This window comes from Sphingobacterium sp. HSC-15S19 (assembly GCF_050433745.1).
Taxonomy (GTDB): Bacteria; Bacteroidota; Bacteroidia; order Sphingobacteriales; family Sphingobacteriaceae; genus Sphingobacterium; species Sphingobacterium siyangense.
The window spans coordinates 1-24,891 of sequence record NZ_JBNPWQ010000048.1 but is presented as its reverse complement, the minus strand read 5'-3'; the positions used below and the strand labels follow the sequence as shown (position 1 = coordinate 24,891).

Here is a 24,891-nt window from a genome sequence, read left to right as displayed (position 1 = left end):
AATCTTTGTAATCCATGTATAGTCGAACCTTATCTTGTCGCATATTGTGTAGGATACTGGGCTTAATAGCGCGATTGATTGAAGATTTATATTCTACTATAGTGTCCCCAATATTGGCCTGGGAATCTTTGGTTTTCACGCTGGTAAAGATGGTTATCAATCCTACTATAGTTAAAATTACCAATGAATTAAAGAAGTGTATCATAAATAAAGATTGAATAGTTTATCAATCCAATTTCAAAAAATAAACTTTAAAAAACCAAAAGTTTTCGGTGAAAGAACAATTTCCATCGGTAAACAACAGACTTTTATCTATAAACCGACCAACTCTTGCCATAAACAATTACACAAGAGAATTCCATACTAAACTTTCTGTCATATATTTTTTTACAAACAGATTTTCAGAGGCTCTTGACCATACTAAAAAACAGCGCGTTATCACCTACGCTAAGTTCGCGGTCCAATATTAAGTTTTCTTTAATTTTGATGCTTCCTATTTAGTCTGACTACTCAATTTCGTAAATATGTCCCATGAAAAGAATAGGAACATTCATTTTGACAACGTGCATGTTTGCAACCTCGCAGCTCACGTTCAGTCAAAACAATATACAAAATAGAATTAGTTCTTTTTGGAAAGCAATAAAGTTGGACTACCAAATGGCTGGACACTAACCTCTGTTGGGAAACAAATAGAACTCGAAGACTTACCGCTGAACTTAGTTATCAATCATCATAAAAAGCTGGCAGCTGTCAGCAATAGTATCGGATTTACTGCTTGCCATTGATCAGTATCCTAACTACTCTCCCTTTTTGAGAATCCCCCGAGCAACTCCAGCATCGATCAATTTTTCTGCATATTCCCACAATACTGCTGAGCCATCCTTGATGACAGATTTTTTTGCATAAACCTTTTCATAATTTACACCAGGTTCATTCCAGGTTCCACCATTATTGGAACTATTCTGTAAAAGTGGTTCCAATCGATCCATCGCTCGTGCGAACTGTGCTTCTGGCGTTTGGCCAGCTTCAAATTCTTCCCAGATCGCAATGAGTTCCTCTGCTTGCTGCCCAGGCAAAATTCCAAAAATCCGCTGAGCTGCCAAACGCTCCGCACCTGTATTGGTATGATTTTTTTCTGTATCATAGATAAAAGTATCACCTGCATCAATTTCGACGATATCGTGTATCAATACCATTTTGACTACCTTCAATAAATCCACTGATTGATTTGCGTGTTCTGAAAGTACAATAGCCATGAGGGCAAGATGCCAACTATGTTCAGCGTCATTTTCGGGACGGTCACTATTGAAAAGTTTTGTCCTGCGCTGGATATATTTAATCTTATCGATCTCCTTAATAAACTCGATCTGTTGTAATAATTTGTCTGAAAGCATCATCCTGAATCACTAATACAATTGAATAATATATAAAATTACTCTTTTTGAGCCACAGCCTACTTGTCATTTGGGAAATTCATTCAAACCATATATTATTGACACCCATCGGACAATGTAAACTACCGAAATAATCGCAACATTTATTAAATTTGATTGACATCAAATCCCATTGTGATTTATGAAAAAAATAGGCTTTTTATCTTTTGGCCATTGGTCCAAGCATCCCGCATATAGTACGCAGACCGCAAGCGATACTTTATTGCAATCCATCGATCTAGCAGTAGCTGCTGAAGAAATAGGCATAGATGGTGCATATTTCCGTGTACACCATTTTGTGAATCAGCTAGCATCTCCCTTTCCTCTATTATCGGCCATTGGAGCCAAAACCTCCAAAATTGAGATCGGCACCGGCGTCATCGATATGCGCTATGAAAACCCCCTTTATATGGTGGAAGACGCAGGAGCTGCAGATCTAATCTCCGGGGGCAGATTGCAGCTCGGCATCAGCAGAGGATCGCCTGAACAAGTAATAGATGGTTGGCGTTACTTTGGTTACAATATCAACGAGGGCGAAACAGATGCTGATATGGGAAGGCAAAAAGCATTGGAATTTTTAGAAAAACTTAAAGGAATTGGTTTCGCTGAACCAAATCCCTATCCAATGTTTCCAAACCCGCCCGGTTTGCTGAGACTCGAACCCCATTCGGAAGGGTTACGTGATCGTATCTGGTGGGGAGCAGCATCGAATGCCACGGCTGTATGGGCTGCTCAAAACAGGATGCACCTGCAAAGTTCCACTTTGAAATATGATGAAAATGGCAAACCTTTTCATATTCAGCAGGCCGAACAAATACGTTTATACAAAGAGGCCTGGAAGGAAGCAGGGCACCCTGGTGAACCCCGCGTTTCGGTCAGTCGATCCATATTCGCTCTGGTCGATGATTTAGATCGTTATTACTTCGGGCAAGAGGCTGACAAAACAGATAAAATTGGGGTAATAGAATCGGACAAGCGGACGATTTTTGGGCGAAGTTATGCCGCAGAACCAGATCAACTCGTGAAAGAACTAGCGCAAGATGAAGCAATACAGGAAGCAGACACGCTATTATTGACCGTTCCAAATACGCTAGGGGTCGACTACAATGTCCACATTCTTTCAGCCATTTTGGAACACGTAGCTCCCGAACTTGGTTGGCGTTAACTCCACTCTCGTATGATAAAGAACATTCGCTACAAAACAAAAATTGCAGTCATTGGTGCGGGTCAGGCTGGACTTTCTGCTGCTTATCATTTGAAGAAGCTCGGACTTAAAATCGGGCCGGATTTTATCATCTTGGATGAAGCCTCTGCACCAGGAGGAGCCTGGCAATTTCGCTGGGACTCCCTTACCTTAAGTACAGTCAATAAAATACACGATTTGCCCGGCATGTCGTTTGAGGAGACTTTATCAACAAAAGGGGCGGAAGTTCAGGCAAACACCGCTGTTCCCCATTATTTTAAACTTTATGAAGAAAAATTTGGACTTCAAGTATATCGACCAGCTAAAGTAGAAAAAGTCTACTTGTACCAAGATCGCTTTCATATCGATACGGCAGAAACTCTTTTCTCAGCACTCGGTATTATCAACGCCACCGGAACATGGGAAAACCCCTATATTCCTACCTATCCAGGTGCAGAATTATTTCGTGGCGAGCAACTTCACACAAAGGATTTTAAAACTGCAGAGTATTTTCGTGGCAAACATGTTATTGTTGTTGGAGCCGGTATTTCTGCCATACAGCTATTGGACCAAATCTCGAAGGTTACAACGACAACCTGGGTAACACGACGACCACCTTTATTCAGAGAGGGGCCATTTGATGACATGGCTGGGCATAATGCTGTTGCTATGGTAGAGGAACGTGTACGGTTGGGGCTTTCACCTTTGTCTGTCGTTTCCGTTACGGGCCTCCCCTATTCTACAAAAATCCAGGAGATGGAAAAACGGGGTGTCCTTCAACGTTTTCCAATGTTTCAAGAAATAACAGAAAAGGGGATCAAATGGGCCGATGGAACAGAACAACAAGCAGATGTTATACTTTGGAATACAGGCTTTAAAAGTTCATTGCGCCATCTAGACGCTGTGCTGCCAAAAGAAAAACAGGGCGGCATTCAAATGGCAGGAAGACTAGCGACTATGGTCGCTAAAGAACCAAGAATTCACCTCGTGGGTTATGGTCCATCAGCATCGACAATCGGTGCAAACCGTGCAGGTAGCGCCGCAGCTAGAGAACTTCTAAAAACGCTTTCAGCTGCCGACCTGAACACAAATACATTTAGTGGGATCCAACTATAATGGTAGTTTCAATTTTGAGTACAATAACAAAAAGTCAATTTATTTTATACGCTATTTAACAACAGTACGAATCTTAAAAATTATAACCACTATTGTCAGAGTTCACTGAAACAAAGGTATACGACAGACGATCAATAATACGCACCAGCACAGCTTAATTGATATGAGACATTTCAAACAGCCATTCCGTACAAAAATAATAAACCAGAGCTGGAAATTGTTGCTGGGACTATTCGCCGTTGCATTCTTTAGTTGTAACTCGCACAACAAGCATGTGCAATTACCGGATTCTTTTCTAGTCTACCAGGAAATCGATAGCCTAAAAACTTCGAATTACAACCTGATAGAACAAGATTGTTCTTTTATAGCAAATAAGCGTTATAGATTTTCCGTCTTTAAAAACGACTCAGCGTGTTTCTTTCAGGTCGAAAAGCTGCAAAATAATCAATGGCACCTCATTATGCGAGATATGGATTATAAGACCAATAATTCAGGATTATCGTTTACCGATCAAAACAAAGACGGTTTTGAAGATATTGTATGGAACAAGAAGTGGCAAGAACATGCCTATTTGTTTAATCCAAAGGTTGAAAATTTTATTGAGATAGGTGAATACCACAACAGCAAACCACTTAAAATCAAAGGGAAAACCGCGTTTTATAAGCATAGTTTTCCCATTCAGTATTTTTGGAACGAAGAGAAATCCAGGAACTCTATTTGCGGAGAAATCATCGAAACACATTCAGAACTCTTTGCGATTGATGAAAATTATCAGAAAATCAGCATTGCAACATTGGATAATTTCGACAGTTATGATTATCCCTCGGTTGACAGTTGCGTGCAGGCTATTAAATGTTATACCCCTCCCTACAGGGGACGTTACAGCAAAATAAGCATTTGGAATGTTGGGACAGCAGTGGATTCGGTCGTTTTAAAAAGTGACCTGAGTCATTACAACCCTTCGTTGGATTCAAATTGGATTGCCAATTATTGGCAAAATAATTATGTTAAATTACTGGAACATGCACAATTATTTCAGGTGAGAAGAGAAAATCCCCTTTCTTATTTCAAATAAATCGGATTACATGCGTAGACTTTAGATATACCATGATATTACAAATCCGCTAATGAAAATCTTAGGGCAACTCCATCTTATAATAGATTTTTCAGTATATTTAAACGTACAACAGGTCGTAATCAAAAGCCAACAAAGTTAATTGATGAATTCTCAAATTATCAGCCCTGATACATCCATTACATTATTCGTAAAGGCGATCCTGGTATTTGAAAGTCAGAAAAATGATCGCGTAAACTTACCTTTTTATGCTGATGGTTACCCTGGTCTATTGTTTCAACGATGCTATGGTGATTTTACAATCAAGCCCCATGATAAAAAGATGCCGACGATTTTTCTCTATGGTCAGACAATAAAACCGATTTCAATAGATGTAACAGGGCCTTTTCAGATTATCGTTTTTCAATTTTACCCATTTGTATTACGCCGATTTTGGGGTATCTCGCCCGAAAGCATAAACGACGACTGCTATGATCTAGATGCTCCTTCAAATAGAGCCTTCCACCAACTAAGCAGTACATTATTCTCATCTTCAAATGCTGAAAACAGCATCCAACTATTAACACAATCGCTCCTCAGCTTTTTCGATAGCAAGAAATATAACATAGATTTTTCGATTCAGCGAGCAATTCTCGAAATCATCAAAAAAAAGGGCCAAATCATTATTAAGGAAATTGCAAAAAAAGAAGCATTGAACATCCGAACTTTTGAAAGAAGGTTTTTCAAGGAAACTGGGGTGTCCGCTAAACAATTCGCTAAAATGGTACAGTTTCAGGCCGCTTTGAAACAGCTTAATAGCAAAGATTTCCAAAAGCTAACGGAAATTGTTTATGAAAATGGGTTCTCCGACCAATCGCACTTTATTCGTGTCTTTAAGACTTTCACAGGAACAACGCCAACATCATTTAACAAAAAGTAGGTTACTGTCGTTTTTATTCTATATTGACTCACTGTTTATCACAACTTTTGTATTGTCTAAGGGCGAGCTCAACGAAAGTGTGTAATTTCTTAAAGCCTCAACTTCTTCGAAAGATTTGCTATAAGAAAACAATGCTTTGATAAATTAGAGCTCCTAGAGAATTAGGTTCAGTAAAACATTGTACATCAAAAAAAATATAGACATGAAATCGCAAGACATCATTTTAGCGCTGGCAACAATATTTTCGGCTATCATATCAGGCTTGTTTTTTTCGTATACCTTTTCGGTCAATTTGGGTCTACATAAACTCAACGATAAAGCCTTTTTGATGGCCATGCAAAATATCAATAAAGAAATACTAAACTCAGCTTTTTACTGCTGTTTTCTAGGTGCACCAATTTTGTTATTCATGGCTACCATATTATTTTTTGATCTGTATTCGCCAAAATTTTATCTAACCCTAGCAGCATGCCTAAGCTATATTATTGGTGTATTTGTGGTTACAGGCACGCAAAATGTACCCTTAAATAATCAATTAGCCTCGATAGACCTATTGATATCTTCAGAAAAATCGTTAAGACTTGCACGTGACGCTTTTGAAAAACCCTGGGTATTTTGGAATAACATCCGAACTTGCTCTTCTTTACTTACACTCACTTGTTTAGTTATTAACTTGGTCTTTTTTAAATCAAAAAATTGATCATAACATTGGGCTAATCGTATAAGATCAAATCTTTATAACCAGTTTACTGACATTTCCGCCGAAATAAAACTCGCGTTTATCATTTACCTATCTCTTATAGACGAAAAAAAGCCCACGGCATGCGAATTTAAATTCATTCCCCCCGAATTTAAATCAAGTACTAAAACCTCTTCCTCAATACTTTACTTTTATAAAAATTGATCAACGGATGTTATTGAATGTGAGCTTAAATTATCATGAAGGCATGTATATTGATGGTTCAAAGAAATCTTCACGAAACTGCCAAAACATAAATGAGCAGAAGTTGTCTATCAATAAAAAGAGTCTTTACAATTAAAAAAGGAGCATAGCAGTATGAAGTACGTTATGCTCAAAATAATATACAATTAATGAGATTTTTCCCAATGAAAACAAAACACTTACTTTCGACATCATTGTTAATATCTTCAGCCATGGCGCTGTTCACATCTTGCAATGGCAGTTCTGTTGATACGGTAAAAGCTATCGAATCAAACTATGACAATCAAAACAAAACCATTACATTAACAGGTGAATTTGATGCACCATCCTTTACATTCTCATCAGGTAAATCAAAAACTATGGCCATGAATTTCGTAGTTAAATCCCATGCATTTAGTTCTGAAAAATTCACTGCATTCAGCGTTATATTACCTGTAGGAACAGAAAAAAACAATGTTTTATTTGAAATTCCCGCAGATCAGAAAAATTATACGCTTAAGAACTTTTATGTATTTGACGATAAGGGAGAAAAAATCAATCTAGATTCCCATACAACCTTCAAGATGAAGGGAACTGTTCACTACAGTGAAATGGAAAAACCTGAAACTGAACGGGAAAAAGATAATTTTTCCTATAAAATAACCGATGTAAGCTTTGTAAAAGACTAAAATTAACAACAATTGATAGCATAAGAAATAAAAAAGCCAGATTTCAAAACCTGGCTTCAAAAATAAACATATGATGATTAGTAAATGGTAAGTCCGTAGGTACAACTTAGTAAATAGTTTGATTTATTCAAAAATGCCTCTACCCGCCCTGACAACCTGCGCACATGTACCTATTATTTCAATTGAACGCCACGGACATGCCTGAATAATGAGCAACCAATATTCTCTTCACGTTATCGGCCTTCTCAACATTAAATATATACTAGGTGCGCCAAGACAGCACGCAACAACATGCCCGCAAACGTTCAATTTATAATCAAATATAGAAATAAAAACTAATATAATTAGTTTTTATTTCTATATTTTTTAGCAAAATCATAAAGAATTGATACGGAGAACTTTCAATTTAATAGCGGGCGATTGGATTAATTTATCGCACCTATAGCCTAAACAAAACGGTCCACCTATAAACGTTGATATGAAAAGACGAACCATCAAAACGATCATATGCTGAGTTAGGCTGCCCCTAAAGCGAACGGCTAATATCTACAACATTAAAAATTTGGTCAACATCATCTAGACTTACTTCAAAATCCGGGTATCTTGTTTTATCAGTATTTAGCGAACGAAGGGTAAGAATTCCGTTATTGACATCATGATGAGCAATTTCTTTGATAATGACTCCTTCATATTTATGTACAACAACCCAATAACGATATTTGTGGGTATGAAATTTTGATTGCCATAACTCCCTTTTAATCAAACGTCCCGTCACAATATCGCCGTCCAATACACTTGCATCGGTTCCATCGGTCATACTATCACCACTAACTTCAAAAGAACGATAGGCACCTTTATGGAACTCATTGACCGTAATAAAATGTGCCGGTAAATCGTCCATATATTCAGCATCAGAAAAGCCTGACAAATACCCCGCTTTAGCTTTCTCTGTCACAAGTTTTGTCTGCATCAAATATCGTCCTGGGGAAACTTCAAAAAATATATTATTCTTATTTTCGTCAATAAACTTGACGTCCTCCGAAAAATACCCTATTGACTTACCGTTACCAATACTAAGCATTGCTATCGTGTCGGGGTGCATTAAAGGAGTTATCTCCACTCTTTCACCTTTTCCATACACCAACCAGTCATACTGAACCTGAGGAAAAGCCGCTTGAATACGTGTTTTCATCGTAAGTCCAATAGGATACTCTCCTTTTTTAATACGCGAGTACACCTGTTCGCGTACACCCAATAAAGACGCGAATTCACGGTTAGTAACGCGCATCTCCAAGCGTAAAACTTCAAAGTTATTATTTGGATAAGTTTCCATAGTCGATCGGGTATTTAACAAATGTTACACAAATATATAACAATCTGACACTAAGTTACACAACTTATTAAACCTAAACAAACAGACAATCAAAATAAAACAATAAAAACCTAATTACCAATACATTATAGTTAAACAAATAAGTTTATATTTCCATATAAAAAGTAAAAATATGCTTCAAATAATCTTGTATGATTAACAAATTTGTTTAACTTTGTTTAACACCAATAGACTATTAAATTCATAGAATAGACGAACAGGGTAGTAAGTAAATTAGCTATTCACTGGATTTGCAATTAGCGAGACTAAAATCAGTTCATACTTAAAGATAAAAAGAAAATGGAACAGCTCATGACACAACATCCCAGACAGCACATTGTTTACGCAGTAGATTATCATCAACGACAAAAGCACAACAGTAATTTAAGAAAAGAAGAAAGCAGTACAATAACCGACAAAAATAGCTCACAGGGTATGAACTCACTATATCATTCATTCATCATGAGTTTCTTGAAAGAAAATCATCCTGAAATATTAAAATCCATCGATAAGATATATGAATCTGACCTTTCCAAGATCAGTCAAGTAATTGACTGTTATTGTCAATTTGTGGGTATACCTTCTCAACAGATTATGGGTGAATATATCAATTATAAGGATATTCAGCATCGTTACAAAGCTATCGCCGTTGTTCTACGTATTTTTCAGCCGGAAAAATTAGATAATCTGAAAACAAAAGTAAAAAGTAGCATATATAAGGAACTTGGCCCTTATTTAAAAATAAATAATGACACGTTACAGAAATCTATCATCTGTGCTTGCAATCAATTTGACCTCTATCGTGATTTCAAAAAGGAAATTAAACAGATTGCCAATTATTACCTTATTGACAGGCATTTCGATGGGGTTTAGTATTATTTGTACAATCACACCAGCTCTGCTAATTCGGCAATTCTGCCCGGTTCCAAAAATATAGTCCTTGAATTTTAAATACTCAAGGACTATTTTGTGCTTCTTATCTGAACTTCATTAAGAATAATAGTAACATTTTTTAATCGGAAACTACCAAGACTCAACAAACTTACGTTTCTTTACCCACCAAATAATCAAACCGACCAATACACTGCCACCCATTAAAAAATAAAGAAGGCTTGACACCGCTGGTTTTGAAACCTCTTTTGATTGTGCTTTGCGTAGTTCCATTTTCGTTTCAATTTGCTGACGACTTTTTACCTTCTGAGCTTTCCAATTGGTATCGAACCTACTCTCAAGCTGCAGCTTTTCAGAATAATGTTCCTTTTTCGTATAGACTTTTCCCTTACGTAGCTGAACAGCACCATCCTGCATAATTTGGATCCCTTCACCTTCAATTTGCATCACATATTCATCTGTTACCAAAACCTCTTTATCTGATCGAACAATTTGTATATGTTCCGTGTTCTGTGCTATAGTAGCATAATTGGTATTTTTCTCGTTGACACCAAACTCTTGTGACCCCTTGGTTTTCTCAACTTTTCTAAACAAACCGCAGCTGCTAACCAGTAGCAGCATTGCGATTATCTGTAGTGTATTCTTCATTTTTAACTCACTTTAATTCAACCTGTAACCTATTATAAAGTTTCATGAGATCATCATATTTCACTTGCAAATCCGTTAAGGTTTTAGCGCAAGACGTACGTTCGTCATTTGCTAAACGTAACCCTTCATTAAGATCTTCAATGATCGTCCGTAATTGCTCAATATCTTTCTCTAATCTATTGGCATATCCTTCCCATTTTTCAATTACCTTTCCGGCATTCTCAACATTTGTTGCCTCCACTTCGGCTTGCTGCTTGGGCCTTCCAACATAATACCCCCCTACAGCTGTCACTACAGGGATAATCAATTTCTCCAAAATCTCAAGTAATTCCATTATAACTTCCTTTTGTTAACGGTTTAAATTTTTCCCAGGGAAACTGTATCCCCGGATCCTCCTTTCTTCCAGGCGAAATATCCGAATGTCCCAAAATCTCCCGAATTGAATAAGTACGGACAATTGTTTTACAAACAGCTATCGCCACATTGATCTGTTTTTCGGTGTAGCTCTCCGTACCTTTATTTTGCAATTCAATTCCAATGCTACAATTATTCAAATCTCTTTGACCGGCCCAAGTACTAAGGCCCGCATGCCAACATTTAATATTAAAATGGGCCAATTGCGTTATAACACCAACACGGCTGATATGAAGATGGGCAGAGACCTTGCTCCGGGAATCAGTCATCCAATCAATTGCACTCGTTGCATTGGATGCACCATCGTAGTGCATAATAATATAAACGGGTTTAATAATTCCACCTTTGTTTGGTGTATCTCTATAAGAAACACCGATCAATTTGTTTTCTTTAATTTCCATATCCGAACTTTTTTTATGACTTAACCTTTTTCTATGCTAAAAAAATTGCCATTGTGTATTAAAAAAGGGAAACACATTTTATCAATCGTCATTTAGCTTCTATTTTTATACAAAGTTAAGTGTGATCCTCTGTCGCAGAACGGACTATTAGCTGGATGTAAGCGGTAGGTTACAGATACCGAATATTACACAAAATTTTCTTCGGTGTACGCGTTCACCAAAAGTGATTTTAACAGGACCAACTCTTCATATCACCCTCAAAAGCAAACAATAACACAACAAAATATTACTGAAATTTATGAGGGAACATGTTACCAAGACCGTGATATCATTGTCAAGTCATATCACAACAGATCTCACATCATTGACGAGGCATCAAACATTTCCTGTACTGCTTTGTTGTTTGTTTGTTATAGCATAGGATGAGTTATACCGTGAAGGCTAGGAAGTTGGTTCGCCTAGCCTTTTTTGACGAATAAAAACAACATATCTGACTGATCCGCCCATCGTAATGACATAATCATTTTTTACAGAGGTTTCAATTTACACTATATTGCTTCTATGCAGATTATGGTGAGAATACATCTTTTTTTTGTAAGTTAGCTGGTATGGACGACCCTCATTTTTTAAATTGCGATCAAGAACCCATTCATCGCTGTGGTTATGTACAAAATTATGGTTGTCTTATTGTATTTGACAAATCCCATCACTGTATTGGTTGGAGCGAAAATTACGAAAAAACAGGATTTCCTGCACATAGTATATATCAGGGGCTTCTCCTTTCAAAATTTATCAGTGATCTTAATTTGTCTCATCCGATCGATTTAGATCAGATCTTACAGGATAAAGTAGAAATTTTCAAACACAGATATGTCTCAGATGTCCATTTGAATGGTACGGCACATTACCTGAGTATTTATCCTTTTGACGATAAGATCTATATCGAGATAGAAAGGCATCAATCACAATCGCATCAATTCAAGAATATCTACCACTATGCCCAACATATAAACGCAAGTAGGGATATCTGGAAAGCATTAGCCGAAAATATCTATACAGTAACAGGATACGACCGTGTCATGATCTATAAATTTTCGAAAAACGGCGACGGAAAAATCATAGCCGAACATGTTGTTGGAGGACTAGACCCTTTATTGGGCTATCGTTATCCCGAATTTGACATTCCGCAACAAGCACGTTTGCTTTACACGAAGATCTTTGCGCGTGTCACCCCTGATACAGATGCTATACCGATCCCAATCCTTGGTGTTCAACCCGAGCAACTCGACTTATCAATGACAGGAATACGTGCCATGTCAACCATTCACCTGCAATACCTTCGCAATGCACATGTCCGTGCGAGCGGGAGTTTCTCGATTATTGTTAACGGCAAATTATGGGGACTAGTCGCCTGTCAAAATAGAACACCAAAAACCATTGATTTGGCACAAAGACATCTCTCCGTATTTATTGTCCAATATGCCGTAAACAACTTTCTGGCAAATAAACAAATTGCAGATAACAACTTTAAGCTAAAAACAAAAAGTATAGAATTTGAGATCAGACAGCGTCTTTTCACAAAACACGACCTCTACAATGTAATCGGAAGTTTAGGTTCAAGTTTAATGAACATTTTAAAGGCAGATGGCATTGCCTTCAAAAGCCGTGATAAATGGCATCTTGTAGGCAAAACGCCCAACCAGGATACAATTCAACAAGTAGATAACAATCTGATTAACAATAATTACAGCGAGTTATTCTGGCAATCTGATTTTACAGGGCCCCAGGAAGGTAACCAAACGCCTTTTCATTTTCCTGGCATCGCAAAAATAGACTTGGAGAGCAAGCTGGATTTTAAGATTTACTTTTTTAGAGAGGAATTGAAAATTGAAGAAATTTGGGCAGGGCAACCTAAAAAAGAACTTATTTACGACCCTAGCAAGCCCATAAACTTCCCCTCCCCACGCACATCGTTCGAGGCCTGGAAAAAGACTGTCAGTGGCACCGCACCTAAATGGAAAGAACGAGAAACCAATTTTTTAAAAAACTTAAGCATCATTATTCAAGAGGCCTGCTTAAAAAAAATAACAGAGATTCAAGCACTCAATGAGAAATTGATAGAGATCAACAATGTCCTTGAAACCTTTAGTTATACACTGAGTCACGATCTAAAAAATCCTTTAGCAGCCTTACAAATGACAGCCCAAATGATTCGTGATCGACCTGGACTGAGCCAGGAGTTTCTAGGAAAAGCTGGTAAAAACATGATGGAAGCCATTCAGCTCATGAACAATATGCTCGATAAAACCGCTGATTTTGCCCGTACAAAAAGTTACAATTTTGAATATGAGCCTGTCTATCCCGAGCGCTTTATTCAAAACATTATCGACGACTGCAAAGTCAGGTATAATATTAATCAATTGCATTTTCAAAAAGGCAAAATACTACCTATTGATGGTGAGAAAACATTGATTTATCAATTGTTTCTAAACCTTTTAGGAAATGCCATAAAATACAGCAGCAACAAGGAAGCTCCTATGATTGGTATTGATAGTGAAGATCATGGACACATCGTTGTTTATAAAATCTGGGACAATGGTATTGGAATTTCTTCAGAAGATACTGAAAGGATTTTCGAAATTTTCCATCGCCTACCAAATGCGGTCCAATTTGACGGTTCGGGAGTTGGATTGTCCATCGTCAAAAGAATCGTGGAAAGACTACATGCAAAAATCACCGTAGATAGTAGATTGAATGAAGGTACCATTTTTCACATTCATTTTCCTACGAATAGTCAAACCCTGCAGACAATACCATCGACAGTACCATCACAAATCTAGTTGACATAAATCCTACGATTTTTTATTAAATTCGTAGGAGAGAAATCTAAATTCAATAGATTATATGTTACAACCAAAAATGAGATTGATTGACATCGTCATTTAACTTTACATGCGTGAATCTTGATTTATAATACAATGAACAAGTTTGCTTTATTAGTTGGAAACGACATTAATAATATTTCACCAGGAATAAGCTGGAGTGATTTACTACACAACATCAAAGAAAAGTATAAAGTCAGCTCATTAGAAAATGGACAAAAACCTTTTCCTATGTTGTATGAGGAAATATTCCTTAACGCAATTCGAGAAAAACATATTAATGAAAGAGAACTCAAAACCTATATATCGGATTGCGTCTCTCAAATCAATCAAAACGAAATACACCAATTAATTCGGGATCTTTCGATCGAAAACATAATCACCACTAACTATGAATTCAGCTTAGAAGGAGAAATCGCCACAGCAAATACCGGCTTAATCCGTGAAACGACCTACAGTGTATTTCGTAAACACCAAATCGGCAACACGAGCTATTGGCATATACACGGTGACTGCCTAAATCCATCTTCCATTAATCTAGGTTATGAACATTACTGTGGCCAATTGCAAAAAATGAGGGATTATGTGGTTAATGGGACAAATTATAATTCGCAAACGGTCTACAAGGCTGCACTAATTAAAAGATTAAGCCGAAAAAAGGATACTAAACTCCAATCCTGGATTGATTTATTTTTCACGCAGGATATCCACATTCTAGGTCTATCGCTTGATTTTGTAGAAATAGACCTTTGGTGGCTGCTAACCTATCGCGCCAGAAATAAGTATTATAGACGAAGCGCATTTATTGAAAATCAACTCTTTTATTATACAACTAAAAAATGGTATGCACTCTCCAAAGATAAAATGCAATTACTTCAAGCAAACGATGTTGAAATTGTCATTATTGACGAAACCAATAAAACTAAATACTACAAGAAAGTCCTCGCAGGCATAAAAAATAGATATAAGCTACCCAGCAAAATATTAAGTTGAACCATACAGCAATTCATAGATTTTCAGCTTGTTATCATGTCATTAATAGAAAAAGAATTTCGCGCTGCCAAACTAAACAAATTTACATTAAGCATTGAAAACTTTCTGAATAGTCTATTCTTGAGGAAAACAAAGTTTATACTTACCAAACCCTTTTCAGCAATAAAATTGAAAAGTGAAATTAGCCATGTAGTTTATTTAAACTGGATGGTGCCTCTCGCCAGAATTCAACAATTCGTCCCCCCAGGAATTACCCTCGATCCTGTCGGTAACCATGTTTTATTTTCAGTGCTAACTTACCGCCATGGCCATTTCGGCCCTGCAAAACTATATCATTTAAAATCCTTATATGGGTCACCTCTACAGAGTAATTGGAGACTTTACATCAGTCAAACCCAAGAGCAATTTAAAGCGCCTACAGTCCTATTTCTCGCAAATGTAATGAGTAGCCAGATCTATTGCATCGGTAGTTGTTTATTCAGTAGCATGATGTATACACATCAACCTTTGGCTTTCCAACATGACCATATCGGCGTTCAAACTCACACCAAAATAATCCCCGGGAGAAGCAATGCACCAGACTTGGAGGTTGTTTGCCAACCCTGTGATCAGTGGAATATTCCAAGTCAATTTCTCCATCTGTCGAAAGATTTCAATCAACTCCTGAATAAAATAATTATTCAAGACCAAGCCTTAACTCCACTGAACAATGGTCTATTCCGACAGGCGAATATTGCGTTAAAATTCGATCCAAAAGACATAAGACCTTTAAAAATTGATTTCTTTAGAAGCGAAACATTAGCTGATATTGTTCAGCATGAAAAGTGTTTTGCTTTCGAAATACCGGCGGTTTCATTTTTTATGAATCACGAAAAAACAATAAAATTATGAACTTTATCGATTTTAGTATAGCTGTATTGCTCGCAAACGCGATGCCCCATTTTATTTTTGGAATAACAAAAGTTCGCTTCTTAGGGCTTTTTGGTTATACGGCAACAGCAAATATTTGCTATGCACTATGCCAATGTATAGTCGGAATCGGTCTGTTTCATCACAAATACGGGTTAGATAAACTTTTTAGCAATGGTTTTGCACTTGGCAGCACATTAGTTCTGATACTTTATTTTATTTTCGGTAGCTTACTGCTTGTGAAGTTCCAGAAAAAATAAATATTCTTTTTCTGGAAACTCCCTTTGTTACTCCATACTGCTTAAGGTGATTTAAGGTTGTTAATCCGCCGATGGATGGCTAAAAAATTCCAACATAGCAGATAAAGCAGTAGCCGAATGCATGCGATCACTATTTTCCAATGTATCCTGTGTTGCTTCTGCCCCCCTTCTTATCATGTCTTTTTCAAAATAAGATAATGCTTCCAGCAAAGATTCATGTTTCCCATTTGTCAGGCATTCAGCCAACTCGAAGGCATCCTGCATTGCTACATTCGCCCCCTCCCCAGCAAATGGTGGCATACGATGAGCTGCATCTCCGATCATTGTAAGGTTAGTCTGTGTTTCCCAGTGTTGATCAAGAGCAAAATAATATTGGGGACGGGGTATAAACTGAACATTGTCATTCACAAAAAATTCATCCCAAACCGTGGTCCATCCAGGGAAATGATCTTTAAGCCACTGCGATACTTGCTTATTGTCCTTAAAATCAATTCTAGCCTTATTATAATCTTCTTCTAGCATCTTTGTACTTGCAACAAACATCATTGAACCGTCACCTTTTGTACCATATCCAATAAATTGTTCCGATCCAAAAGCCATCACTTTACCACCGTTCGCCAATTTAAAAAGATGAGGAGCATTCTTTTCAGCATCATAGATATTTCCCTCAACCAATGTAATTCCCGAATATATAGGCGTTAGATTACTTAAGTAAGGACGTACTCTTGAATTTGCTCCATCTGCTGCGATCACCAGATCGGCATATGCATCCACTGCATGTTTAAAATGCAACAACCAACCTTCACCATATCTTTCCATTGCAACGAATTGACTATCCCAAACAACGGTATGCGATTCTAAAGCATTCAATAAGATATCTCGCAAAGGGGCTCGGTCTATTTCCGGTCGATTTTCGGCGACTGACTGCTCTTCATCATGGTCATCAAATTTTACGATGAGATCCTGATCAACGATACGCAGCTTACTCGCAGTCGGTCGATGATATTTATAGAACTCTTCCATTAATCCTGCGCGTTTCATCGCTTCAAGTCCCGTCCCTTCATGAAGATCCAAAGTAGAGCCCTGTACACGAACTTCAGGATTTAAATCCCGCTCATAAACAGATACATCAGCCCCCTTTAACTGTAATAATCGAGCTAACGTAAGGCCTCCAATTCCACCGCCAATTATGGCTATTTTTTTATTTTCTATTAACATCTTATTTGTTTTAAAATTCATAAAACAAAACTATTGAGATGTAAGCGATGATAATAGTATAAATCGGTCGTTTTTATTTTTTAACAGCTCTTTGGGAACTACTCCCGAAAATTTCTTAATCTCTTTAATAAAATGAGTCTGATCGAAAAAATATTCCTCTGGAAAAAGTTCCCCTTTTGCAATGTGATCCAATGAGGACCTAAAACGTAAAATATTACAGTACGACTTTAAAGAAAGTCCAAATTGCTGATTAAAATAACGATTGATTTGCCTGCTGTTCCAAAAAATCTGTTCGGAGAGTTCGGCAACTGAAATCGCTCCCTTACGCTGATAGATCAGTTCAAATAACTTACGCTTTCGCTCATCAATCATAGAAGGAAGAAGTGACTTAATAATTTGTACAGATTTGACAACAAATAACTCAAAATCAACTAAATCCAATTCACAAAAGCCCCAAAAATCAGTCGCAAGAAACTTACCCGTATTGATGATGCCGGCAATACTTTCCTTTAAAAGATACTCCGCCCCAAGCAATTTAAAGCTGATACAAAATAGCTGTCCGTCAATAGGAATAGTCGCTTCTTCATGGGGCATTGTTCCTAGACCAAGTAAAACGATCCTAAAGTTATCTACAGAAGATTTGAAAAGAAACAAATCAACACGTCCATCTGGCAAACCGATGGTTTCCTTTATAACGCCAGATTCATTACGCAAGCACCAAAAGCTATCCACAAAACTTGCGATCGCTTCATCAGGTTTAACTATTGTATATTGTAGGCCATCTTCCATCATCAATTGTCCTTATCATTCGTATTTTGAGTATGCTAATTGATATAACAACATAAAATTAACGATTAAATCTTAAGTTTACTTATTGTCTAAAACCTGAACAATAAGGTCTTGACGTCATCACCAACGAACTTATTTCCCCTACTAAGCCACTAGATCATGAAACAATGAATGACTTCGCTACGCAAACGTTCTTTCGTACTGAAAACGATTCGTTGTTAAAGTCAATGAAATTACACGTTCAAATCTTTCGCAATTGATGGATTAAACAAGGGGTACAAGGACGGATTTCACCTCATAAATACAAGTCAAAAACACATTTATAAACCAGAAAACGAACTATTTACGACATATAAAATATTTTTTAAAATCGATTTTGAGAAATCAAACCTCAGATATGAATTATCTGGCCTATTCAAAGGATGGTCTACACTTTCGCGTCTTCGAAAAACCTTTAGCTTCGGCCAATGTATACCGCTCTTCTGTATTCCCAAAGACCTCTTCCTCAAAAAACATTGAATTTGGTGCTGTAATTGGTTATAAGTCTGGAGCCTTTGGCTATCGTGAATTCACCATCAACAAACAGGTACTAAAAGATGGTTTAAAATAAAACACCTATATTTAGGTTCAAAATCATTTCGATGGAGTTATTTCCGACAATAGATATTCAAGAATTTAGAAAAAACCAGCTTGCAGGTAATCAAGGATATTTATACTCGGAATTACGTGGTGAACATCATATAGCGCGTCCACATCAACATCACTTTTTTTTATTGGTACTTTTTGACCAAGCAGAAGGTGTCCATACGATTGATTTTAAAGATTATCACATTAATCGTCATCAAATCCATATCCTGTTTCCAAAGCAAGTTCATAGCTGGAAATTAGGAGCCAATACAACTGGTTTCCAATTGATGGTCGATAGAGAATACTTCGAGAAATTTTCACCCAATTTCCGTTTTTCATTCGCTTACTATCAACGTAATCCTGTTATCTCACTCTCCAACGAAACATTTGCTCTACTTTATTATGAATTTAATGCGATAAGAAAAGAACTTGAGGACCACAATTGTGTTCCTGCTATTATCTATTCTCGCACAGCTGTGATCGCATCGATACTAAGCAAAGAGGTACAAAAGGTAGTCCAAAATGAACAAAATAATGAATCCAATCCTCGTCTCTTAAAGTTACAGGAGTTAATTGATATCCATTTTCGGCATGAGAAGTCGGTATCTTTTTATGCGAAAGAACTTAATATATCCACCCCGCACCTTACTAAAATCTGCCGTCAAAAGCTCGAAGTATCTCCAAGCCAGCTCATTCAGCAACGAACTATCTTGGAAGCAAAACGATTGTTAAAAGCAACCGGTCTATCTATCAAAGAAATTTCGTTCAAACTTGGTTTCGTCGACTCTCCTTACTTCTCCAATTTTTTCAAACAACATACAGGTCTGAATCCAAAGCAATTTAGAACGGACTGAGGTTCGCCAATACCTAGCATAAATTAAATTTTGCTCCAATACTTCTTCGTTAAAAATAAACAGTAAGTCCATTTGCGAAACAAAAACTTGTTATTTTTACATAAAAACACCATTATCAATGATTTCTGAGCTTATTAACCTTGTAATGGACACAACTCTTTTCATCTTTGGCCAAGGTTCCAGTAACGACCGTCCTGAGAAAGAAAAAATAATTTCAAATTTGGGCCTGTCTTTGACGCTAGTTGCTGCTTTGGTTGTTACGCTACTTCCCCACAGTCGGATTGCACCAATTGATTTCTTTTGGATTATACCTGTTAGTTTATCAATGGGTTTTATCCTACTTTTTATCCCGCTTCGACTACGCTGGGTAGCACCATGGAGAATCGCGACATACATCAAAGCTTCTCTTAGTTTTTCCTGCTTAGTTTGGATTGCAATTCTTATTTTTATCTTTTGACTTTAACGCGCTAAAAATGGCAATAAAAGATATTAAAATTGTAAAAACTGAAATTCTATCAGACAACTGGTACACTTTAAAAAAAGTGACTTATCAATACAGCAAACCCGATGGTACGGTACAGCAACAAAGCCGAGAAGCTTATGATCGTGGCAATGGAGCTGTCATTTTACTCTATAATACCAGTACTCAAACAGTCATATTAACAAGACAATTTCGAATACCCACCTACATCAACGGAAATGAATCAGGCATGCTTATCGAAGCTTGTGCAGGTCTACTTGATCAAGATTCTCCACACGACTGTATACGAAGGGAAACAGAAGAAGAAACAGGCTATCAGATCAAGGAGGCAAAAAAGATCTTTGAAGCTTATATGTCTCCAGGTTCTGTAACTGAAATTCTACATTTTTTTATAGCAGAATACACCAATAACATGAAAGTTGGCGATGGCGGTGGTTTAGAAGAAGAGGAAGAGCATATTGAGATTCTAGAAATCAATATCAAAGAAGCACTACATATGATTGATACAGGTGAAATCAAAGATGGTAAAACCATTATGCTACTACAATATATTCGATTAAAAGATATACTGTAGACGCCCAATTTATATGATTAGGGCTAGTGATTAACTTTCTCAAAGATAAACTTCGGGTCTTGGAAATTGATGGTTGAAGGTATATAATGTGGAATTCCCATATACACTTGCTCCGTTCCTGTACCTAAAATATACAGAGACCCTTTTTTTAATAAAACAAAGGGTCTTCTTTTTTTCTGTCCCCAGCCAAATGGTGTATAATAATAGTCCCCAAGCAATGTGTCTTTTTGGATATTGCCGCGAATATCTCCCGAATCAACCTCACCTCCAGGTCTATAAAAGAACAATTGACCATGAAAACGGCTCTCAAAAAGATTAAGATCCAAACGGGCACTATCACGTTCACTATGCGCTATATAACTCAATACTTTAGTATCTTGTCTCCGCTCTTCACAGCTTATTAACAGCAGAGCCGAAAAAATAAAATAAACAGCAATCGAAAATAAACGCATTTTTCTTTTGATCTACGATAATTAACCCTGCCTCAAGATAAACACAAAATTCAACAATACACAAGGAAATTGACATAAGATGCTTTTTCCAAACTCGATTTACTTAGATGCTCTATATAAGAGAACTTAATGCGACCTACACTTCACCAAATCTCCTATTTTTTTCCTTCCATTCAACATAGTTCGCTTTTAAGCAGTGCCCACAAGGACGATATTGATGCTGTAGCGCTTCTTGCTCAGTGGCAAAAAAGACCCTGTTCTCCCGCTTCATCCTTTTTCCGGAAATACAACAAAGCAATCCATAAATTTTTAGTTTTTCATTGCCTCCTAAGCGAATTTCTCCCGTTCGAATCTTGGCGTGCAATGAAGCATCTGATATATTTTTATGCCATTCCATTGTGCGGGTTTTATCTCTCGGCGTCGTGAAAAATAATACCCAACGCATGGCGTTCACCTGCCGTAACTTCACTCACCCCGTGTTTCATATTAACCCTAAAATATCCGATTCGTCCTTTCTCAGGCCTAAAATTTGTTGCAAATAGGACGAGATCTCCCTTTTGGGGTTTCAAAACAATAGCCTTTGACTGCGCTCGAGGTATTTGTTGCGTTAGGACAAATTCCCCCCCTGTAAAATCTATTTGTGGCTCGTTCAACATAAACACCGCTTGCATCGGAAAATAGACTTCTCCATATAAGTCCTGATGTAGGGTATTGAAACCTCCTTGACTATATTTCAAAATCAATACTGTTGCCTGTTCTTGTCCTTTCAAGCGGCAATCCGTCAAAAGGTCTTCATGTTTCATCGAAAACGACTTATCGACTTTCAGCGCGCGAAACCAAGCATTAGCAATGACGGCCAGATGGGGATAAAGTTGAGATCGAATCGTTTGAATCAACTCAGGTAGTGGGTAGTCAAAATATTTGTACTCTCCTATTCCGAATCGATATCTCTCCATAACGACAGTTTTGCGGAAGAGCCTCGAATCGTAATACCCGTCTTTTAATAGATCGCATTGTAAATCTGTTAATAGATTTGGAATGACCACATAACCCTGTTTATGCATTTCCTCTGTAATCGCAGACCAATTTAGATTTTCTATGTTTTGAATGACATTTTCCATAGCACGAATCTCCATATTATAGTCCTGCCAAAAAATCCGAAATATGCTAATATGATGTATAATAAAAGGAACGCGAACATTTATCGCTCAAGACAATCCATATCACAAAAAAAAGGACTAAATACAGGCTGGTGTATTTAATCCTTTTTTGATTTCATATCGTATAAAAACTAGCTATTTCCAACATTATTTACGATTTTTTCTGCCAAAGCTTTAAGCTGAAGCATATCAGCATAGTCGAGCTTGAGGGCTTCAAAAATCTGCATGGGAACACAGCTCGCCTTTTCCTTTAATTGCAATCCTTGTGCTGTAAGCTGTATTTTAACCACACGTTCATCTTCTTTGCTTCGTGTTCGTGTAAGCAACGATTTACTCTCCAAACGCTTTAGCAATGGGGTGAGTGTCCCATTGTCGAGGTATAGTTTTCCACCAAGCTGATTTACGGTTTGTCTGTCGTTTTCCCATAGTGCCATCATCGTGATATACTGCGGATAAGTCAAATCAATCTCTTCGAGAATCGCGCGATAGCGCTGCATAATTTCCCTATGCAGTACGTATACGGAAAAGCAGAGTTGTTTGTCTAATTTTAATAAATCATCCATCTTACAAATATATTGAGTTTTCGAGGGATTGAAAAGTTGTTTAGGGCTTATTTGAATTCAACAACAAACTCATCCTTAGGAACTCGAACCTTCTTCATTGACGAAATCCAATCTCTCGAAGAGTCCGCCACACCAACATACATTAACGAGACACTTTTTAATCCATGTTTCTCCAATTGCAATACCGTATCCACCACATGGTTATCGAAGCCTTCTGCAGGGGTAGAATCGACACGAAGTTCAGCTGCCTGAGCCAAAGCCAAACCTAAGGCTATATAAGTCTGTCTTGCCGTGTGCGCAAAATTTCTTTCCGCAGCTTCATTCAGATAAATTGACTTTAACTTCTCGGTATAGGAACCAAAACGTCCACGAGGTAGTTCTCGTTCATCCGTTGTAAAATCATAAACTTTATCAATACGTTCTTCCGTATAACGATCCCATGCAGCGAAAACAAGCACATGTGAACATTCACGCATACAGTCTGGATTTAGTGCTCCCTTTGCCAATTCTTCTTTCAATGCCTGATTTTCAACAATCAATATCTTAAATGGCTGTAAGCCCGAAGAAGTAGGAGCAAAGCGTGCAGCCTCAACGATTTTATCTACATTTTCCTGACTAACTTTTTTTGTAGGATCGTATGCTTTCACAGCATGACGCCATTTTAAATCTTCTAGTAGTGACATATAATTATTTAATTATTTTAAGAAAATCATGGATAATATTGCCAACAGTGCAGGAACTCCTTGTACAAAAAATATCTTTTTGCTCGCTGTGATTCCACCAAAAACCCCAGCCACGAGGACACAGCCTAGAAAAAACAGGCGTACATTTCCACTCCAGACCGGATCATTGATAAAAAAGGACCAAGCTAAACCCGCAACTAAAAAACCATTGTATAAGCCTTGATTTGCGGCAAGCCCTTTAGTGGGTTTGAAAAGATCAGCAGGAAGAGCCCTGCCAAAACTACGTTTTCCTGCAGTTTCCCAGGCAAACATTTCCATCCATACAATGTATACATGTTCTAAAAGTACGAGCGCTGTCAGCACATTAGCCAAGTTATTCATCTATTATTCGTTAGTTGATACCGTCAATTTAACATCTATATTACCCCTTGTTGCATTTGAGTAGGGACAAACTTGATGTGCTTTTTCAATCAATTGCTGGGCGACTTCCAAACTCACTCCCGGAATATTTGCATGTAATTCTGCAGCCAACCCAAAACCGCCATTATCCAATTGTCCAATACTCACATGTGCAGTTACCGAAGTCTCTCCAGTTTTTACTTTTTCTGACCTAATAACCAAATTCAAGGCACTATCAAAACACGCAGCATAACCTGCAGCAAAAAGCATCTCTGGATTGGCATAATCATCATTCGCACCTCCTAGTCCTTTTGGCATACGAACAGCTAAATCCAGTACACCATTTTCACTTTTTACCTGACCGTTTCGTCCTCCTTTGGCTGTCGCGCCGATGTTATATAACGTTTTCATATTTCAATTTGTTTTGTTTGCACAAATGTAGGATAAGAAATTATATTGTGCAAAATATAGTTTTGCAATTTACATTAAAATGAGAATAGCAGAATTTCAAAAAAAGTACAGCATGTATTAAATATAATCTAAAACGAGTACATTTGATTATTGCAAATAGGATTTAAATGAAAACAACTTCCATCGAACAGTTTTATCAGGAGATTAATGCGAGTATTCCAAAAGAGATCGCAAGAGAGATTGGTCATTTTAATGTATTCAGCTTTGAGGAACTTGCCGCTAAATTGAAAGATAAACCGATCATGCCCTACAATAAGCGCACGTATTATAAAATCAGCTTAATCACAGGAAAAAACACAGCCGAATATGCCGACAAAGTAATCGAAATCGATGAATCTGCACTTGTATTTGCTACCCCCAAAGATCCTTACCATTGGATACCGAAAGATGAGCATCAAAAGGGGTATTTCTGTGTTTTTAAGCTGCGCCCGTTTGTTTAGACAGAAATTTCTAATTTTTATATAGTATTTTCTGTTTTAGGGCTGAAAATGGAAATAACTTTTTGGCTCTTGA

At 37.3% G+C, this 24,891-nt stretch carries 30 protein-coding genes; 16 read left to right on the top strand and 14 right to left on the bottom strand.

Features of this window, described 5'->3' with window-relative positions; all coding sequences use genetic code 11:
- Nucleotides 1-797: 797 nt before the first annotated feature.
- Nucleotides 798-1,397 carry an HD domain-containing protein gene (locus L1283_RS25840; protein WP_232475691.1) on the bottom strand — a complete coding sequence of 200 codons (600 nt, stop codon included), beginning with the start codon at nt 1,395-1,397 and terminating at the stop codon, nt 798-800.
- Nucleotides 1,398-1,575: 178 nt separating this feature from the next.
- Between L1283_RS25840 and L1283_RS25835 the strand changes: the two genes are divergently transcribed.
- From L1283_RS25835 to L1283_RS25810, 6 genes are all read left to right on the top strand, one after another.
- Nucleotides 1,576-2,598 (top strand): LLM class flavin-dependent oxidoreductase, encoded by a 1,023-nt coding sequence (locus tag L1283_RS25835; RefSeq protein WP_429626618.1) that lies wholly within the window; start codon nt 1,576-1,578, stop codon nt 2,596-2,598.
- 12 nt (nt 2,599-2,610) lie between these two features.
- Entirely contained in the window at nt 2,611-3,732 is a 1,122-nt protein-coding gene (locus tag L1283_RS25830; protein WP_088160503.1) for an NAD(P)-binding domain-containing protein, read from the top strand.
- Nucleotides 3,733-3,895: 163 nt separating this feature from the next.
- Nucleotides 3,896-4,807 (top strand): hypothetical protein, encoded by a 912-nt coding sequence (locus L1283_RS25825; protein WP_088160502.1) that lies wholly within the window; start codon nt 3,896-3,898, stop codon nt 4,805-4,807.
- A gap of 145 nt (nt 4,808-4,952) precedes the next feature.
- Nucleotides 4,953-5,726, top strand: a complete 774-nt coding sequence (locus tag L1283_RS25820; RefSeq protein WP_088160501.1) for a helix-turn-helix domain-containing protein — start codon at nt 4,953-4,955, stop codon at nt 5,724-5,726.
- 202 nt (nt 5,727-5,928) lie between these two features.
- Nucleotides 5,929-6,426: a DUF1772 domain-containing protein gene (locus L1283_RS25815; protein ID WP_088160500.1), complete on the top strand. Its 498-nt coding sequence runs from the start codon at nt 5,929-5,931 to the stop codon at nt 6,424-6,426.
- Between the two features lie 407 nt (nt 6,427-6,833).
- The gene (locus L1283_RS25810) at nt 6,834-7,337 is read left to right on the top strand and encodes a hypothetical protein (protein ID WP_088160499.1); all 504 of its coding nucleotides are present in this window, start codon (nt 6,834-6,836) and stop codon (nt 7,335-7,337) included.
- 526 nt (nt 7,338-7,863) lie between these two features.
- Here L1283_RS25810 and L1283_RS25805 read toward each other — a convergent pair.
- A complete protein-coding gene (locus L1283_RS25805; protein WP_075991372.1) occupies nt 7,864-8,670 on the bottom strand; it encodes a LexA family transcriptional regulator in 807 nt (268 codons plus the stop codon).
- Nucleotides 8,671-9,009: 339 nt separating this feature from the next.
- On the opposite strand from L1283_RS25805, the gene L1283_RS25800 reads away from it, so the two are divergent.
- A complete protein-coding gene (locus L1283_RS25800) occupies nt 9,010-9,582 on the top strand; it encodes a hypothetical protein (protein ID WP_088160498.1) in 573 nt (190 codons plus the stop codon).
- Between the two features lie 150 nt (nt 9,583-9,732).
- Here the strand turns inward: L1283_RS25800 and L1283_RS25795 are convergent, their stop codons facing one another.
- From L1283_RS25795 to L1283_RS25785, 3 genes are read right to left on the bottom strand one after another with little or no spacing between them, the layout of a single operon-like run.
- Nucleotides 9,733-10,248: a hypothetical protein gene (locus L1283_RS25795; RefSeq protein WP_088160497.1), complete on the bottom strand. Its 516-nt coding sequence runs from the start codon at nt 10,246-10,248 to the stop codon at nt 9,733-9,735.
- Nucleotides 10,249-10,255: 7 nt separating this feature from the next.
- Complete coding sequence (locus L1283_RS25790; protein WP_088160496.1) at nt 10,256-10,582, bottom strand: hypothetical protein; 327 nt, start codon at nt 10,580-10,582, stop codon at nt 10,256-10,258.
- The gene (locus L1283_RS25785) at nt 10,569-11,063 is read right to left on the bottom strand and encodes an N-acetylmuramoyl-L-alanine amidase (protein ID WP_088160495.1); all 495 of its coding nucleotides are present in this window, start codon (nt 11,061-11,063) and stop codon (nt 10,569-10,571) included. Before L1283_RS25785 ends, L1283_RS25790 begins: the two co-directional genes overlap by 14 nt.
- 608 nt (nt 11,064-11,671) lie before the next feature.
- On the opposite strand from L1283_RS25785, the gene L1283_RS25780 reads away from it, so the two are divergent.
- The 4 genes from L1283_RS25780 (at nt 11,672) to L1283_RS25765 (ending at nt 16,107) form a co-directional block, all read left to right on the top strand.
- Nucleotides 11,672-13,903 (top strand): ATP-binding protein, encoded by a 2,232-nt coding sequence (locus L1283_RS25780; RefSeq protein WP_088160494.1) that lies wholly within the window; start codon nt 11,672-11,674, stop codon nt 13,901-13,903.
- A 138-nt stretch (nt 13,904-14,041) separates the two neighbouring features.
- On the top strand, nt 14,042-14,938 hold the full coding sequence (locus L1283_RS25775) for an SIR2 family protein (protein ID WP_088160493.1): 897 nt from the start codon (nt 14,042-14,044) through the stop codon (nt 14,936-14,938).
- A gap of 36 nt (nt 14,939-14,974) precedes the next feature.
- Entirely contained in the window at nt 14,975-15,829 is an 855-nt protein-coding gene (locus L1283_RS25770; protein WP_429626617.1) for a DUF2071 domain-containing protein, read from the top strand.
- The gene (locus L1283_RS25765; RefSeq protein ID WP_075991365.1) at nt 15,826-16,107 is read left to right on the top strand and encodes a hypothetical protein; all 282 of its coding nucleotides are present in this window, start codon (nt 15,826-15,828) and stop codon (nt 16,105-16,107) included. The genes L1283_RS25770 and L1283_RS25765 overlap by 4 nt, the downstream gene beginning before the upstream one ends.
- A 60-nt stretch (nt 16,108-16,167) precedes the next feature.
- On the opposite strand, the gene L1283_RS25760 is transcribed toward L1283_RS25765, so the two are convergent.
- Together L1283_RS25760 and L1283_RS25755 are read right to left on the bottom strand one after the other, a co-directional pair.
- Nucleotides 16,168-17,325 carry an FAD-dependent oxidoreductase gene (locus L1283_RS25760; RefSeq protein WP_429626616.1) on the bottom strand — a complete coding sequence of 386 codons (1,158 nt, stop codon included), beginning with the start codon at nt 17,323-17,325 and terminating at the stop codon, nt 16,168-16,170.
- Between the two features lie 30 nt (nt 17,326-17,355).
- The gene (locus L1283_RS25755) at nt 17,356-18,117 is read right to left on the bottom strand and encodes a helix-turn-helix domain-containing protein (protein WP_429626615.1); all 762 of its coding nucleotides are present in this window, start codon (nt 18,115-18,117) and stop codon (nt 17,356-17,358) included.
- 373 nt (nt 18,118-18,490) lie between these two features.
- Between L1283_RS25755 and L1283_RS25750 the strand changes: the two genes are divergently transcribed.
- From L1283_RS25750 to nudK, 4 genes are all read left to right on the top strand, one after another.
- On the top strand, nt 18,491-18,724 hold the full coding sequence (locus L1283_RS25750; RefSeq protein WP_429626614.1) for a hypothetical protein: 234 nt from the start codon (nt 18,491-18,493) through the stop codon (nt 18,722-18,724).
- A 31-nt stretch (nt 18,725-18,755) separates the two neighbouring features.
- Nucleotides 18,756-19,595 carry a helix-turn-helix domain-containing protein gene (locus tag L1283_RS25745; protein WP_312349787.1) on the top strand — a complete coding sequence of 280 codons (840 nt, stop codon included), beginning with the start codon at nt 18,756-18,758 and terminating at the stop codon, nt 19,593-19,595.
- Nucleotides 19,596-19,713: 118 nt separating this feature from the next.
- Entirely contained in the window at nt 19,714-20,052 is a 339-nt protein-coding gene (locus L1283_RS25740; protein WP_075991363.1) for a hypothetical protein, read from the top strand.
- A 16-nt stretch (nt 20,053-20,068) separates the two neighbouring features.
- Entirely contained in the window at nt 20,069-20,650 is a 582-nt protein-coding gene (gene nudK, locus L1283_RS25735; protein ID WP_075991362.1) for a GDP-mannose pyrophosphatase NudK, read from the top strand.
- Nucleotides 20,651-20,673: 23 nt separating this feature from the next.
- On the opposite strand, the gene L1283_RS25730 is transcribed toward nudK, so the two are convergent.
- The 7 genes from L1283_RS25730 to L1283_RS25700 form a co-directional block, all read right to left on the bottom strand.
- Nucleotides 20,674-21,102 (bottom strand): hypothetical protein, encoded by a 429-nt coding sequence (locus tag L1283_RS25730; RefSeq protein WP_075991361.1) that lies wholly within the window; start codon nt 21,100-21,102, stop codon nt 20,674-20,676.
- A 136-nt stretch (nt 21,103-21,238) separates the two neighbouring features.
- Nucleotides 21,239-21,499: an Ada metal-binding domain-containing protein gene (locus L1283_RS25725; protein WP_075991360.1), complete on the bottom strand. Its 261-nt coding sequence runs from the start codon at nt 21,497-21,499 to the stop codon at nt 21,239-21,241.
- 10 nt (nt 21,500-21,509) lie between these two features.
- Nucleotides 21,510-22,238: a 2OG-Fe(II) oxygenase gene (locus L1283_RS25720; RefSeq protein ID WP_429626613.1), complete on the bottom strand. Its 729-nt coding sequence runs from the start codon at nt 22,236-22,238 to the stop codon at nt 21,510-21,512.
- 155 nt (nt 22,239-22,393) lie between these two features.
- The gene (locus L1283_RS25715) at nt 22,394-22,825 is read right to left on the bottom strand and encodes a MarR family winged helix-turn-helix transcriptional regulator (RefSeq protein ID WP_429626612.1); all 432 of its coding nucleotides are present in this window, start codon (nt 22,823-22,825) and stop codon (nt 22,394-22,396) included.
- 47 nt (nt 22,826-22,872) lie between these two features.
- Nucleotides 22,873-23,508, bottom strand: coding sequence for a nitroreductase family protein (locus tag L1283_RS25710; protein ID WP_120335416.1), 636 nt, complete (start codon nt 23,506-23,508; stop codon nt 22,873-22,875).
- A gap of 12 nt (nt 23,509-23,520) precedes the next feature.
- Nucleotides 23,521-23,889 carry a DUF1304 domain-containing protein gene (locus tag L1283_RS25705; RefSeq protein WP_075991357.1) on the bottom strand — a complete coding sequence of 123 codons (369 nt, stop codon included), beginning with the start codon at nt 23,887-23,889 and terminating at the stop codon, nt 23,521-23,523.
- Between the two features lie 3 nt (nt 23,890-23,892).
- Nucleotides 23,893-24,318: an organic hydroperoxide resistance protein gene (locus tag L1283_RS25700; protein ID WP_075991356.1), complete on the bottom strand. Its 426-nt coding sequence runs from the start codon at nt 24,316-24,318 to the stop codon at nt 23,893-23,895.
- A 167-nt stretch (nt 24,319-24,485) separates the two neighbouring features.
- Between L1283_RS25700 and L1283_RS25695 the strand changes: the two genes are divergently transcribed.
- Complete coding sequence (locus tag L1283_RS25695) at nt 24,486-24,818, top strand: hypothetical protein (RefSeq protein ID WP_429626611.1); 333 nt, start codon at nt 24,486-24,488, stop codon at nt 24,816-24,818.
- The last annotated feature ends 73 nt before the right edge of the window (nt 24,819-24,891 follow it).

Coding starts and splice junctions, on each gene's coding strand:
- L1283_RS25770 (WP_429626617.1), top strand. CDS start 14,975: ATGTCATTAATAGAAAAAGAATTTCGCGCTGCCAAACTAAACAAATTT.
- L1283_RS25800 (WP_088160498.1), top strand. CDS start 9,010: ATGGAACAGCTCATGACACAACATCCCAGACAGCACATTGTTTACGCA.
- L1283_RS25805 (WP_075991372.1), bottom strand. CDS start 8,670: ATGGAAACTTATCCAAATAATAACTTTGAAGTTTTACGCTTGGAGATG.
- L1283_RS25705 (WP_075991357.1), bottom strand. CDS start 23,889: ATGAATAACTTGGCTAATGTGCTGACAGCGCTCGTACTTTTAGAACAT.
- L1283_RS25785 (WP_088160495.1), bottom strand. CDS start 11,063: ATGGAAATTAAAGAAAACAAATTGATCGGTGTTTCTTATAGAGATACA.
- L1283_RS25820 (WP_088160501.1), top strand. CDS start 4,953: ATGAATTCTCAAATTATCAGCCCTGATACATCCATTACATTATTCGTA.
- L1283_RS25725 (WP_075991360.1), bottom strand. CDS start 21,499: ATGGAATGGCATAAAAATATATCAGATGCTTCATTGCACGCCAAGATT.
- L1283_RS25830 (WP_088160503.1), top strand. CDS start 2,611: ATGATAAAGAACATTCGCTACAAAACAAAAATTGCAGTCATTGGTGCG.
- L1283_RS25760 (WP_429626616.1), bottom strand. CDS start 17,325: ATGTTAATAGAAAATAAAAAAATAGCCATAATTGGCGGTGGAATTGGA.
- L1283_RS25730 (WP_075991361.1), bottom strand. CDS start 21,102: ATGCGTTTATTTTCGATTGCTGTTTATTTTATTTTTTCGGCTCTGCTG.
- L1283_RS25700 (WP_075991356.1), bottom strand. CDS start 24,318: ATGAAAACGTTATATAACATCGGCGCGACAGCCAAAGGAGGACGAAAC.
- L1283_RS25810 (WP_088160499.1), top strand. CDS start 6,834: ATGAAAACAAAACACTTACTTTCGACATCATTGTTAATATCTTCAGCC.
- L1283_RS25780 (WP_088160494.1), top strand. CDS start 11,672: ATGGACGACCCTCATTTTTTAAATTGCGATCAAGAACCCATTCATCGC.
- L1283_RS25825 (WP_088160502.1), top strand. CDS start 3,896: ATGAGACATTTCAAACAGCCATTCCGTACAAAAATAATAAACCAGAGC.
- L1283_RS25815 (WP_088160500.1), top strand. CDS start 5,929: ATGAAATCGCAAGACATCATTTTAGCGCTGGCAACAATATTTTCGGCT.
- L1283_RS25835 (WP_429626618.1), top strand. CDS start 1,576: ATGAAAAAAATAGGCTTTTTATCTTTTGGCCATTGGTCCAAGCATCCC.
- L1283_RS25840 (WP_232475691.1), bottom strand. CDS start 1,397: ATGATGCTTTCAGACAAATTATTACAACAGATCGAGTTTATTAAGGAG.
- L1283_RS25765 (WP_075991365.1), top strand. CDS start 15,826: ATGAACTTTATCGATTTTAGTATAGCTGTATTGCTCGCAAACGCGATG.
- L1283_RS25790 (WP_088160496.1), bottom strand. CDS start 10,582: ATGGAATTACTTGAGATTTTGGAGAAATTGATTATCCCTGTAGTGACA.
- L1283_RS25720 (WP_429626613.1), bottom strand. CDS start 22,238: ATGGAGATTCGTGCTATGGAAAATGTCATTCAAAACATAGAAAATCTA.
- L1283_RS25740 (WP_075991363.1), top strand. CDS start 19,714: ATGATTTCTGAGCTTATTAACCTTGTAATGGACACAACTCTTTTCATC.
- nudK (WP_075991362.1), top strand. CDS start 20,069: ATGGCAATAAAAGATATTAAAATTGTAAAAACTGAAATTCTATCAGAC.
- L1283_RS25745 (WP_312349787.1), top strand. CDS start 18,756: ATGGAGTTATTTCCGACAATAGATATTCAAGAATTTAGAAAAAACCAG.
- L1283_RS25755 (WP_429626615.1), bottom strand. CDS start 18,117: ATGATGGAAGATGGCCTACAATATACAATAGTTAAACCTGATGAAGCG.
- L1283_RS25710 (WP_120335416.1), bottom strand. CDS start 23,508: ATGTCACTACTAGAAGATTTAAAATGGCGTCATGCTGTGAAAGCATAC.
- L1283_RS25695 (WP_429626611.1), top strand. CDS start 24,486: ATGAAAACAACTTCCATCGAACAGTTTTATCAGGAGATTAATGCGAGT.
- L1283_RS25775 (WP_088160493.1), top strand. CDS start 14,042: ATGAACAAGTTTGCTTTATTAGTTGGAAACGACATTAATAATATTTCA.
- L1283_RS25795 (WP_088160497.1), bottom strand. CDS start 10,248: ATGAAGAATACACTACAGATAATCGCAATGCTGCTACTGGTTAGCAGC.
- L1283_RS25715 (WP_429626612.1), bottom strand. CDS start 22,825: ATGGATGATTTATTAAAATTAGACAAACAACTCTGCTTTTCCGTATAC.